Here is a 14,566-nt window from a genome sequence, read left to right on the forward strand (position 1 = left end):
GAGGTGCCGTCATGCATTCATTGCTTATTGAAAAAACAGCCGTTGTAACAGGAGCAGCCGGAGGAATCGGGCTTGAAATCGCAAAAGAATTCGCCCGTGAAGGAGCAGCCGTCATCATCTCTGATGTAAACGAACAAGCGGGGAAAGAAGCGGCGGCAAGACTGAAAGATGAAGGCTGTGAAGCAGTCAGCATCACATGCGATGTAACAAATGAAAAGCAAGTGGCCGATATGCTGCAGACGGTCGAGAAACAATTCGGACGTCTCGATATCCTTGTGAATAATGCGGGCATTCAGCATGTCGCGCCCATCGAGGAATTTCCCACCGAACAGTTTGAACGGCTCATTCGTCTCATGCTGACTGCGCCATTTATCGCAATGAAGCATGCATTTCCCATTATGAAAAAACAGCAATTCGGTCGAATCATTAATATGGCGTCTGTCAACGGACTGATCGGTTTTCACGGGAAAGCGGCATATAACAGCGCCAAGCACGGCGTCATCGGTTTAACGAAAGTCGGCGCACTTGAAGGCGCGGCTGACGGCATTACCGTCAATGCGCTTTGTCCGGGATATGTGGACACTCAGCTTGTCCGCAATCAGTTAAAGGACATTTCCGCAACAAGGAATGTACCGTACGAGCGGGTGCTTGAGGACGTCATCTTTCCGCTCGTTCCCCAAAAACGGCTGCTGTCAGTGAAGGAAATCGCTGATTACGCCGTATTTTTGGCCAGCGACAAAGCAAAAGGGGTCACAGGTCAGGCCGTAGTCATGGATGGCGGGTATACCGCTCAATAGTTCTTATACTTTTTAAAAAAACAGCCGCTCTGAACGGCTGTTTTTTTATGCCTGAAAACCTTGTTCACTCAATAGGCCGATTTACTGCGTCAATCGGTATCCGGGCAGGGTCATTCGCATGTTCTGCGGCGTATTTCGTCCTTGCGGATTTTCCCCATCCAGATCCATCTCTTGCACCACATTTATAATTAAGCGCAATCAGTTTACAATCCTTCACAGATATACAAATGAATTTTTACAATAAACAGAAAATATGTAATTTCTGACACAATAATGCCAATAGCCCTAAAACATATGAAACATGAAGAGCGCGTCCGAAGTGAAGAAGAGCCGGTAACAGGCTCCACCCCGGCTTTCATCATCTCTCTTTAAGACTGATTTTCGGCGAAACCCCCATGTTTTATTTTATGAATAAATATATCTAATTCGTTTGTGAAAACGAACAATAACTCCTCCGAAAGTATTCTATACACATTTGTTATAATCATGCTAGGATGTTAGATAAAGGGATATTTTGTAGGATATTGTATCCCCTGTTCAATATGATCGGAGGAATCTCATGAACAATCTTGCCTTTTTATTTCCTGGACAAGGGTCTCAATTTGTAGGAATGGGCAAACAATTTTGGAATGATTTTGTGCTCGCAAAGAGATTGTTTGAAGAAGCGAGCGATGCGATCTCCTTGGATGTAAAAAAACTGTGTTTTAACGGAGATATGAATGAATTGACAAAGACAATGAACGCGCAGCCCGCTATTTTAACGGTCAGTGTGATTGCTTTTCAAGTGTATATGCAGGAAATAGGGGTGGAGCCCCGCTTCCTGGCAGGCCATAGCTTAGGCGAATATTCAGCGCTTGTCTGTGCCGGCGCCCTTTCTTTTCAGGATGCCGTTACACTTGTAAGGGAGCGGGGAATTCTTATGCAAAATGCGGATCCCCAGCAGCAGGGGACGATGGCCGCCGTGACACAGCTCTCTCTCCAAACGTTGCAGGAAATATGTTCGAAAGTATCGACGGAAGACTTTCCGGCAGGTGTAGCCTGCATGAATTCAGAACAGCAGCATGTGATTTCCGGACACCGGCAAGCTGTGGAACGTGTCATCAAGATGGCGGAGGAAAAGGGTGCGGCATACACTTATTTGAATGTCAGTGCGCCTTTTCACAGTTCGATGATACGATCAGCCTCCGAACAATTCCAGACTGTTTTACACCGGTATTCCTTCCGGGATGCCGCATGGTCGATCATTTCAAATGTCACCGCGCGCCCTTACAGCAGCGGAAATTCGATCAGCGAACATCTCAAGCAGCACATGACGATGCCGGTTAGATGGACAGAATCGATGCATTACTTGCTTTTACATGGAGTCACAGAAGTCATCGAAATGGGTCCGAACAATGTCTTAGCCGGTCTGCTGAGAAAAACAACGAATCACATTGTACCTTATCCCTTAGGACAGACATCTGATGTTCCCCCGCTTTCCAATTCAACGGAAAGAAAGAAACATATTGTCCATTTACGCAAAAAACAACTGAATAAATTGATGATTCAATCCGTCATTGCGCGAAATTACAACAAGGATTCAGCGGCTTATTCCACTATGACGACGCCATTATTTACGCAAATCCAAGAGCTGAAAGAGAGAATGAAAAGGCATGAAGACGTGCTTTCAGAACAAGAACTCGAACATTCGATCCATTTATGCAAATTAATTTGTGAAGCTAAACAGCTTCCGGCTTGGGAAGAATTGCGGATTTTAAAATAAAGCGCCCAGGAGGGGACCTATGTATACCAGTCAATTCCAAACCTTAGTAGATGTCATTCGGGAAAGAAGCAGTATCTCTGATCGCGGGATCCGTTTTATCGAATCCGATAAAAACGAGACGGTTGTCTCTTACCGCCAATTGTTTGAAGAGGCGCAAGGGTATCTTGGCTATTTACAGCATCTCGGCATTAAGCCGAAGCAGGAAATTGTATTTCAAATCCAAGAGAACAAATCATTTGTCGTTGCTTTTTGGGCTTGTATATTAGGAGGAATGATCCCGGTTCCGGTCAGTATCGGAGAAGATGATGACCATAAACTGAAGGTCTGGCGCATTTGGAATATATTAAATCATCCCTTTCTGATTGCCTCTGAAAAAGTATTGGACAAAATAAAGAAATACGCTGCAGAACACGATTTACAGGATTTCCATCATCAATTAAACGAAAAATCTGACATCATTCAAGATCAAACCTACGATTACCCCGCTTCATTTTATGAACCTGATGCGGATGAACTCGCCTTTATCCAATTTTCTTCCGGATCGACAGGAGACCCAAAAGGAGTCATGTTAACGCATCACAACTTAATACATAACACGTGCGCCATTGGGACTGCCCTAGCCATTCATTCGAAAGACTCTTTCTTATCATGGATGCCTTTAACGCATGATATGGGGCTCATCGCCTGCCACCTTGTTCCCTTCATAACCGGAATCAATCAAAATCTAATGCCTACAGAGTTATTTATTCGCAGACCTATTCTTTGGATGAAAAAAGCTCATGAACATAAAGCCAGTATTCTATCATCTCCTAATTTCGGGTACAACTACTTCCTTAAATTTCTCAAAAACGAACCAGACTGGGATTTATCCCACATCAAGGTCATCGCAAACGGTGCAGAACCGATATTGCCGGAGCTGTGTGACGAATTTTTGAAAAGATGCGCAGCATTCAATCTGAAAAGATCCGCCATTTTGAATGTTTACGGTTTAGCGGAAGCTTCGGTTGGCGCAGCGTTCTCTAAAATAGGTAAAGAATTCGTTCCCGTTTATTTGCATCGTGACTATTTAAATCTTGGTGAAAGAGCTGTAAAAGTCAGCAAAGAGGACCAAAATTGCGCTTCATTCGTTGAGGTGGGACAACCTATTGACTATTGTCAGCTTCGGATCTCCGATGAAACAAATGAAAGAGTAGAAGACGGAATCATCGGCCATATCCAGATCAAAGGAGACAATGTGACGCAAGGGTATTATAACAACCCAGAGAGTACGGAAAAAGCGCTGACTTCTGAGGGCTGGGTAAAAACGGGAGACCTCGGATTCATTAGTGAAAGTGGTAACTTAGTCGTAACCGGAAGAGAAAAGGACATTATTTTCGTGAACGGAAAAAATATCTACCCGCACGATATTGAACGGGTCGCGATTGAAATGGAAGAGGTTGACTTAGGAAGGGTTGCCGCCTGCGGTGTATATGATCAAAAGACACAAAGCGGAGAAATCGTGCTCTTTGTTGTTTACAAAAAATCACCTGAAAAATTCGCACCGCTTGTCAAAGAGATAAAAAAGCATTTGTACAAGCGGGGCGGCTGGAGCATAAAAGAAGTCCTTCCGATCCGAAAACTCCCTAAAACAACCAGCGGAAAGGTTAAACGCTACGAACTTGCCAGACAGTATGAGGCAGGGAATTTTTCAACAGAGTCTGCCGCCATCAATGAATGTTTGGAGAGCAGCCCGGAAACATCCGGACAGACACCCATTCATGAGATAGAAACGGAATTGCTGTCTATCTTTTCCGAAGTGCTCAACGGGAAAAAGGTTCACCTCGCTGACAGTTATTTTGATATGGGAGCAAATTCATTACAGTTATCGCAGATTGCCGAGCGCATAGAACAGAAATTCGGACGCGAGCTTGCCGTTTCAGATCTCTTTACGTATCCTTCTATCACTGATTTAGCGGCATATCTGTCTGAAAGCCGGGCTGAAATCAAACAGGACGCGGCAGCGAAACCAAGCCATGTGACACCGAAAGATATCGCCATTATCGGGATGTCGCTCAATGTCCCGGGAGCGTCAACGAAAAGTGATTTTTGGAATCTGCTTGAAAAAGGTGAGCACAGCATTCGAGAATACCCCGAATCCCGGCTGAAAGATGCGGCGGATTATTTAAAGTCCATCCAAAGCGAGTTCAATGAGAGTCAGTTTGTGAAGGGCGGCTATTTAGATGAAATCGACCGCTTTGATTATTCGTTCTTCGGTTTAGCTCCTAAAGCGGCTCAGTTTATGGACCCTAACCAAAGACTGTTTTTGCAGTCTGCATGGCATGCGATTGAAGATGCGGGCTATGCCGGCGGCAGCATGAACGGGAGCCGTGTCGGGGTATATGCGGGGTACTCGAAGGTGGGCTACGATTATGAACGTCTCCTTTCTGCGAATTATCCGGAGGAACTTCATCAATATATCGTGGGCAATCTCCCTTCCGTGCTAGCCAGCCGAATCGCTTATTTCTTAAATTTAAAAGGGCCGGCGGTCACAGTGGATACGGCATGCTCCTCATCGCTTGCCGCCGTTCATATGGCATGTAAATCTTTAATGTCCGGCGATTGTGAAATGGCTCTTGCCGGCGGTATCCGGACATCGCTCTTGCCGATCTGTATCGGGCTTGATATGGAATCTTCGGACGGGTACACGAAAACGTTCAGCAAAGATTCAGACGGCACGGGCACAGGTGAAGGCGCGGCCGCAGTCCTGCTAAAACCTTTGCAGGATGCTGTTCGCGACGGAGACCATATTTACGGCGTAATCAAGGGAAGCGCGATGAATCAAGACGGAACAACCGCCGGGATTACAGCACCGAATCCGGCAGCTCAGACTGAGGTCATTGAGACGGCTTGGAAAGACGCGGGCATTGCCCCTGAAACACTGTCTTTCATCGAAGCACATGGCACCGGAACGAAGCTCGGCGATCCGGTTGAATTTAACGGACTTTGTAAAGCGTTTGAAAAGTATACGGCAAAAAAACAATTTTGTGCGATTGGTTCTGTTAAATCGAACATCGGTCATTTGTTTGAAGCGGCAGGCATCGTCGGGCTGATCAAATCTGTCCTCATGCTGAATCACAAGAAAAATCCGCCGTTAGCGCACTTTAATGAACCTAATCCGCTCATTCATTTTCACTCTTCACCATTTTACGTAAACCAGGAAGCTGCAGCGTTCACATCCGGTGATGAGCCGCTGCGAGGCGGAGTCAGCTCATTTGGCTTTAGCGGAACGAACGCTCATGTGGTACTGGAAGAATATATTTCTCAAAGTGAGTATGCACCCGAGGATGAACATGGGCCGCACCTATTTGTTTTATCCGCTCATACTGAAAAATCACTCTATGAACTCGCACAGCAGTACCGGCAATATGTATCGGATGACAGCCAAGCTTCATTAAAGTCCATTTGCTATACAGCCAGTACGGGCAGGGCTCATTTGGATCATGGCATTGCCATGATTGTATCCGGTAAACAAGAACTATCGGATAAGCTGACCCGCCTGATTCAGGGAGACAGAAACCTTCCCGGTGTATACATCGGTTACAAGAATATGAAGGAAATGCTGCCTGCTCATAAAGAAGAGCTGAATCAACAAGCAGCCGCACTGATTAAGCAGCGTTTACGTACGCAAGATGAACGGATCACATGGCTGCATCGCGCAGCCGAATTATTTGTGCAAGGAGCCGTTATCGATTGGCGCGCGCTTTATTCCGGTGAAACTGTACAAAAGACGCCATTGCCCCTGTATCCGTTTGAACGGAGCCGATGCTGGGCTGAAGCTGACCAATTGCGCTTAAACGAGGGCGAAAAGAAAGGAGGAGCAGCATTGAATATCAATCAATCGAAAGCGCACATTGAATCCTTCCTGAAAACTGTAATCAGCAATGCTTCGGGGATCAGAGCGGAGGAACTCGATCTGAATGCTCATTTTATCGGGCTCGGAATGGATTCTATCATGCTGTCACAGGTCAAAAAAGCCATTGCGGACGAATTTGGGGTAGACATCCCGATGGATCGTTTTTTTGATACGATGAACAACCTTCAAAGTGTCATAGATTACTTGGCTGAGACCGTTCCATCGTCCTTTGCATCCGCTCCGCCTCAAGAGAATGTTCCGGCGCAGGAAATACAGGTCATTTCAGAAGCGCAGTCTGAATCGGATCGCAGAGAAGGTCATCAAGAGCATATGCTCGAAAAAATAATCGCTTCTCAGAATCAATTAATTCAGGATACCTTGCAAGCTCAATTAAATAGCTTTAATTTGTTGAGAAACAGCGGACATCATTCCGATGAGAAAGAATACGCTAAAGCGCAAGAGAAATCAATTCCTTCTGTCAAGCAGGGGCATCCGACCGTCACTGCAGAAAAGAAAGCGGCTCAAGAAGCGAAACCCTATGTTCCTTTTCAGCCTCAGAACCTGAATGATCAGGGGCACTATACCGCACGGCAAAAACAATACTTAGAAGATTTCATCAAGAAATACGCCGATAAAACGAAAGGTTCCAAACAATATACGGACAACACCCGATTTGCTCATGCAAACAACCGCAATTTGTCCAGCTTCCGTTCGTATTGGAAGGAAATCGTATACCCGATTATCGCCGAACGTTCTGATGGTTCTAAAATGTGGGATATTGACGGAAATGAATATATCGATATCACAATGGGATTCGGGGTTAACCTTTTCGGGCATCATCCTTCCTTTATTACACAGGTTATCGATGATTCAACCCGTTCATCATTGCCTCCGCTCGGCCCGATGTCAGATGTCGCCGGTGAAGTTGCCGACCGGATCCGCACATGTACCGGAGTGGAAAGGGTCGCTTTCTATAATTCCGGAACAGAGGCCGTCATGGTTGCCCTGCGTTTGGCGCGGGCGGCAACAGGAAGAAAGAAAGTCGTGGCGTTCTCGGGATCTTATCACGGCACGTTTGACGGCGTATTAGGGGTAGCCGGCACAAAAGGCGGGGCTGCGTCTGCGAATCCGCTGGCTCCGGGTATACTGCAGAGCTTTATGGATGATTTGATTATTTTACATTACAACAATCCCGATTCGCTGGACGTGATCCGCAGTCTTGGTGATGAATTGGCAGCCGTACTGGTGGAACCGGTACAAAGCCGCAGACCGGATTTGCAGCCGCAGGCATTTTTGAAAGAATTGCGGGCGATCACGCAGCAATCCGGAACAGCTCTGATTATGGATGAAATTATTACCGGATTTCGGATCGGTCTCGGCGGCGCACAGGAATGGTTCGGCATTCAGGCTGATTTAGTGACCTACGGAAAAATCATCGGCGGCGGACAGCCATTAGGGGTAGTTGCCGGAAAAGCTGAGTTCATGAATGCGATCGACGGGGGTACCTGGCAGTATGGGGACGATTCCTACCCGCAAGACGAGGCGAAACGCACGTTTGTGGCCGGCACCTTCAATACTCACCCGCTTACCATGAGGATGTCATTAGCCGTCCTTCGCCATTTACAAACCGAGGGAGAACATCTGTATGAGCAGCTTAATCAAAAAACAGCCTACCTGGTCGATGAGCTGAATCGCTGCTTCGAACAAGCGCAAGTGCCTATCCGTATGGTTCGATTCGGTTCTTTATTCCGGTTTGTCTCATCGCTTGATAATGACTTGTTCTTTTACCATCTCAACTATAAAGGGGTCTATGTGTGGGAGGGACGCAACTGCTTCTTATCTGCGGCGCATACCGCGGATGATATCGAAAATATTATTCAAGCGGTGAAAGACACTGTGGAGGATCTTCGCCGAGGCGGATTTATTCCGGAAGGCCCGGATTCCCCTGATGGCGGAGGCCGTAAAAAGTCCGGGACGCGCGAGCTTTCACCTGAACAAAAGCAGTTGGTTATGGCATCCCATTACGGGAATGAAGCTTCCGCCGCTTTAAACCAGTCCATTATGCTGAAAGTGAAGGGCGAAATGCAGTATACATCATTAAAACAAGCCGTCCGGCATATCGTTGACCGTCATGAAGCTTTACGTACGGTGATTCATCCCGATGACGAGGTACAGCAAGTGCAGGAACGGATGAATATAGAAATACCTGTCATTGATTTTACCAGTCACCCGCATGAACATCGGGAGCCGGAAATCCAAAAATGGCTGACAGAAGATGCCAAGCGGCCGTTTCATTTCCATGAACAAAAGCCTTTGTTTAGAATCCATGTGCTTACATCGGCTCACAATGAACATCTGATTGTGCTCACGTTCCATCATATCATTGCCGATGGATGGTCAATCGCCGTTTTTGTTCAAGAACTGGAGAGCAACTACGCGGCAATAGTACAAGGAAAACCGATTTCACCGAAAGAGGCAGATGTTTCGTTTCGCCAATACTTAGACTGGCAGCAGGCACAGATTGACAGCGGCCATTATGAAGAAGGGGTCCGTTATTGGCGGCGTCATTTTTCTGAACCGATACAGCAGCCAATTCTGCCAAGCACAGATTCTGTCCGTTATCCGAACGGGTATGAGGGAGACCGGTGTACCGTCAGGCTTGGACGGCCATTGAGCGAGGCTTTAAGGTCATTAAGCATTCAGATGAAAAATAGCGTATTTGTGACGATGCTGGGTGCATTTCATCTTTTTCTGCACCGGCTTACCAAACAGTCAGGCCTTGTGATCGGGGTCCCCGCAGCAGGTCAATCGCATATGAAACAGCATGATCTGATTGGAAATTGCGTCAATATGATTCCGGTGAAGAACACGTCTTCTTCAGAAAGCACTTTATCCGGTTATCTTGGCAGTATGAAAGAAAGCGTGAATCTTGCAATGCGTCACCAAGCCGTCCCGATGACACTGGTGGCCAGAGAGCTTCCGCACGATCAAGTGCCGGATATGCGTATTATCTTTAATTTAGACAGGCCTTTTCGAAAACTGCATTTCGGAAAGGCGGAAGCGGAGCCCGTTGCATACCCGGTAAAATGCACCCTGTACGATTTATTTCTGAACATAACAGACGCGCATCAAGAATATGTTCTTGATTTCGACTTTAATACGAACGTCATCAGTCCGGAAATCATGAAAAAGTGGGGAGCGGGTTTTACAAAATTGCTGCAAAAAATGGTTGAGGGAGATTCAATCCCTCTTAACGCCATGATGATGTTTTCCAATGAAGAACAGCATGATTTACAAGCACTTTACGCCGAACACCAGAAGCGGATCTCTTCAATAGGAAGCAATACGGCAAATTTTACTGAAGCCTATGAGGCGCCGGTAAATGAAACGGAACGGCAGCTGGCGCGGATTTGGGAGGAACTTTTCGGCCTTGAACGGGTTGGCAGATCAGATCGCTTCCTGGCTCTGGGGGGAAACTCACTCCAGGCAACGCTTATGCTTTCCAAAGTTCAGAAGACATTTCATCAAAAGGTTTCCATCGGACAATTTTTCAATCACCAGACTGTTAAGGAATTAGCACGTTTCATTCAGAACGAAACGAAAGTCGTGCACCTCCCGATGAAGGCTGCCGAGAAAAAAGCGTATTACCCGACATCGCCGGCACAGCAAAGAGTATATTTCCTGCACCAACTGGAACCGGATCAGCTGGCGCAAAATATGTTCGGCCACATATCAATAACAGGGAAGTACGATGAGCAAGCCCTGATCTCATCTCTTCAACAAGTGATGCAGCGGCACGAAGCGTTTCGCACGTATTTCGACATTATAGATGGCGATATCGTTCAGAAACTTGAAAACGGAGTTGATTTTAACGTTCATGTCCGGACAATGAGCCGGGACGAATTTGATGCCTATTCAGACCGGTTTGTAAAACCGTTCCGCCTGGACCAAGCTCCGTTAGTTCGTGCGGAGCTGATCAAGATTGAAAACGAGCAGGCCGAACTGCTCATCGATATGCATCATATCATTTCGGACGGTTATTCCGTCAACATCCTTACAAATGAATTGCTGGCTTTATATCATCAGAAACCATTACCGGACATTGAATTTGAATATAAAGATTTCGCAGAATGGCAAAACCAACGGCTGAATGAGGATGCCATGAAGCGGCAGGAGACATATTGGCTGGAACAATTTCAAGACGAAATTCCCATCCTTGACCTTCCGACAGACGGTTCCAAAGCGGCAGAACGGTCTTCTGAGGGACAGCGTGTGACATGCTCCTTACAGCCGGATGTCATCCGTTCGCTTCAAGATTTGGCGCAAAAGGCGGAAACCACTCTCTATACAGTGCTTCTGGCCGCCTATAATGTGCTGCTTCATAAATATACGGGACAAGAAGACATTGTCGTTGGCACGCCTGCATCAGGAAGAAATCATCCGGATATCGAAAAAATCATCGGTATTTTCATACAAACCATCGGAATCCGGACGAAGCCGCACGCCAATAGAACGTTTACGGATTATCTGGAAGAAGTAAAGCGGCAGACGCTTGACGCTTTCGAAAACCAAGACTATCCATTCGACCGGCTTGTGGAGAAATTAAATGTACAGCGGGAAACAACCGGAAAGTCTCTGTTTAACACGATGTTTGTGTTTCAAAACATTGAATTTCATGAAATCCGGCACAATGAATGTACATTTAAAGTGAAAGAACGAAATCCAGGAGTCTCTTTATATGATTTGATGCTCACGATCGAAGATGCCGGTCAACAGATAGAGATGCATTTTGATTATAAACCGGGACGATTCACAAAAGACACCATTGAACAGATTACCAGACACTATACCGCCATTTTAAACAGCCTTGTTGAGCAGCCGGAGATGACATTGTCTTCCGTTCCTATGCTGTCTGAAACCGAACGGCATCAACTGCTGACGGAGTGTAATGGCACAAAGACGCCGTATCCGCATAAGGAAACGGTATATCGGTGGTTTGAAATGCAGGCGGAACAGAGTCCCGATCATGAAGCCGTTATTTTTGGCAATGAGCGGTATACGTACAGACAGCTCAATGAACGGGCAAACCGATTGGCGCGGACGTTACGGACAAAAGGCGTACAAGCGGATCAATTCGTTGCCATCATCTGCCCGCATCGGATCGAGCTGATTGTCGGAATTTTGGCTGTTCTGAAAGCCGGCGGCGCATACGTGCCCATTGATCCTGAATATCCGGAAAATCGGATCCAATATATGCTGAGAGATTCAAGAGCGGAGGTTGTGTTGACACAGCGCAGCCTGCTGGATCAATTCCCGTATGATGGTGACGTTGTGCTTTTGGATGAGGAAAACTCATACCATGAGGAGCACTCGAATTTTGAATCGGACAGCGATGCGCATGATTTGGTCTACATGATCTATACGTCAGGTTCGACGGGAAATCCAAAAGGTGTACTCATTGAGCATCAGGGACTGGCTGATTATATTTGGTGGGCGAAAGAGGTTTATGTAAGAGGTGAGAAAACCAACTTTCCATTATACTCTTCCATCTCTTTCGATCTGACTGTGACCTCGATATTTACGCCGCTGGTTACGGGAAATACCATCATTGTCTTTGACGGCGAAGACAAAAGCGCTGTGCTTTCTGAGATTATGCGGGACTCAAGAATAGACATGATCAAATTGACCCCGGCACATCTGCACGTCATCAAGGAGATGAACATCGCTGGCGACACCGCAATACGGAAAATGATTGTCGGCGGAGAAAATTTAAGCACCCGTCTGGCCAAAAGTGTCAGCGAGCAGTTTAAAGGCCGGCTGGACATTTTCAATGAATACGGACCGACGGAAGCTGTCGTCGGATGTATGATTTATCACTTTGACGCAGTACGGGACAAGCGGGAATTTGTACCGATCGGCACTCCGGCTGCCAACACGGATATTTATGTGGCCGATGCAAGCAGAAACCTGGTTCCGATCGGGGTAATCGGCGAAATATATATCAGCGGACCGGGTGTTGCCAGAGGGTATTGGAACCGCCCGGATTTAACGGCAGAGAAATTTGTTGAGAACCCGTATGTCCCGGGAGCGAAGATGTACAAATCAGGGGATTTGGCTAAGCGATTGAAGGACGGAAATCTTGTATATATTGGGCGCGTTGATGAACAAGTCAAAATCAGGGGACACCGAATCGAGCTTGGTGAAATTGAAGCAGCAATGCATAACGCGGAAGCGGTGCAAAAAGCCGCGGTTACAGTGAAAGAAGAAGAAGACGGCTTAAAACAATTATGCGCGTATTACGTAAGCGACAAGCCTATAGCGGCTGCGCAGCTTAGGGAACAATTGTCATCGGGGCTTCCGGACTACATGGTTCCGTCCTATTTTGTCCGTCTGGAGCATATGCCGTTAACGTCCAACGGGAAAATAAACCGTAAGGCACTGCCTGCACCGGAATCGAGTCTGCAGCAGACAGCTGAATATGTTCCGCCGGGTAATGAGACGGAGTCCAAACTTACAGATTTATGGAAGGAAGTGCTCGGAATAAGCCATGCGGGGATCAAACATAATTTCTTTGATCTCGGAGGCAACTCCATCCGAGCGGCTGCCTTAGCGGCCAGAATTCACAAAGAGCTGGATGTGAATCTGTCTCTCAAAGACATATTCAAGTTTCCTACCATTGAACAATTGGCTGACAAGGCGTTACACATGGACAAAAATCGATATGTACCGATTCCGGCTGCAAAGGAAATGCCATATTATCCGGTTTCTTCAGCTCAGAGGCGGATGTATTTGTTAAGTCACACAGAAGGCGGCGAGCTGACTTACAATATGACGGGTGCCATGAATGTGGAAGGGACGATCGATCCCGAACGGTTAAACGCCGCTTTCCGAAAATTAATCGCGCGTCATGAAGCATTGCGGACCAGCTTTGATTTATATGAAGGCGAGCCGGCACAGCGTATTCATCAGAACGTCGACTTTGCGATAGAACGAATTCAAGCTAGCGAAGAAGAAGCGGAAGACCGTGTGCTTGATTTCATCAAAGCGTTTGACTTAGCCAAGCCGCCGCTGATGCGGGCCGGACTGATTGAAATTGAACCTGCGAGGCACGTGCTTGTGGTTGATATGCATCATATCATTTCTGACGGCGTGTCCGTCAATATTCTGATGAAAGATTTAAGCCGAATCTACGAGGGGAACGAACCGGGCCCGCTCACTATTCAATATAAAGACTTTGCAGTTTGGCAGCAATCGGACATTCAGAAACGGAACATCAAGAGCCAGGAAGCGTATTGGCTGGATCAGTTTCACGGTGATATTCCTGTACTGGATATGCCTGCGGATTATGAGCGACCTGCCATACGCGATTACGAAGGCGAATCATTTGAATTTCTTATACCCGAACACTTGAAACAGCGTTTAAGCCAAATGGAAGAAGACACAGGAGCAACACTGTATATGATTTTATTGGCAGCCTATACGATTCTTTTATCCAAATACAGCGGACAAGAAGATATTATCGTAGGAACGCCATCTGCCGGGCGGACTCATCTGGATGTAGAGCCGGTCGTGGGAATGTTCGTCAATACGTTAGTCATTCGCAATCACCCGGCGGGCCGTAAAACATTTGATGCCTACTTAAATGAAGTAAAAGAAAACATGCTGAACGCCTATAAAAATCAAGACTATCCGTTGGAAGAATTAATTCAGCATCTGCATCTTCCAAAAGATTCAAGCCGCAATCCTTTATTCGATACGATGTTTGTGCTGCAAAATCTTGATCATGCTGAATTGACTTTCGATTCCCTTCAACTCAAGCCGTATCCATTTCATCATCCGGTTGCCAAATTCGATTTGACCTTGTCGATTCAGGCGGACCGCGACAACTATCACGGACTGTTTGAATATTCGAAAAAACTGTTTAAGAAAAGCAGAATCGAGGTTTTATCCAACGACTACTTACACATCCTATCGGCGATTTTGGAACAGCCAAGCATTCTAATCGAACATATCGGATTAAGCGGCAGCAATGAGGAAGAAGAGAACGCGCTTGATTCTATTCAATTGAACTTTTAGGGAAAAGCATATTTCTTTAAAATATATAAAATGAGGTGC

Annotated in this window: 3 protein-coding genes; all 3 read left to right on the forward strand. The window is 46.4% G+C overall.

Features of this window, described 5'->3' with window-relative positions; genetic code table 11:
• Positions 1-11 precede the first annotated feature (11 nt).
• The 3 genes from NQS30_RS10645 (at position 12) to bamA (ending at position 14,527) form a co-directional block, all read left to right on the forward strand.
• Positions 12-797: a 3-hydroxybutyrate dehydrogenase gene (locus NQS30_RS10645; RefSeq protein ID WP_014418050.1), complete on the forward strand. Its 786-nt coding sequence runs from the start codon at positions 12-14 to the stop codon at positions 795-797.
• Between the two features lie 559 nt (positions 798-1,356).
• Positions 1,357-2,559: a bacillomycin D biosynthesis malonyl-CoA transacylase BamD gene (gene bamD / locus NQS30_RS10650; protein WP_015239954.1), complete on the forward strand. Its 1,203-nt coding sequence runs from the start codon at positions 1,357-1,359 to the stop codon at positions 2,557-2,559.
• 19 nt (positions 2,560-2,578) lie between these two features.
• Complete coding sequence (bamA, locus tag NQS30_RS10655) at positions 2,579-14,527, forward strand: bacillomycin D hybrid PKS/NRPS BamA (protein WP_218791216.1); 11,949 nt, start codon at positions 2,579-2,581, stop codon at positions 14,525-14,527.
• The last annotated feature ends 39 nt before the right edge of the window (positions 14,528-14,566 follow it).

The organism is Bacillus sp. B1(2022), assembly GCF_040259625.1.
Taxonomy (GTDB): Bacteria; Bacillota; Bacilli; order Bacillales; family Bacillaceae; genus Bacillus; species Bacillus velezensis.

Bases quoted from the DNA above. Each gene is read 5' to 3' on its own strand.
- bamD (WP_015239954.1), top strand. From the start codon at position 1,357: ATGAACAATCTTGCCTTTTTATTTCCTGGACAAGGGTCTCAATTTGTA.
- NQS30_RS10645 (WP_014418050.1), top strand. From the start codon at position 12: ATGCATTCATTGCTTATTGAAAAAACAGCCGTTGTAACAGGAGCAGCC.
- bamA (WP_218791216.1), top strand. From the start codon at position 2,579: ATGTATACCAGTCAATTCCAAACCTTAGTAGATGTCATTCGGGAAAGA.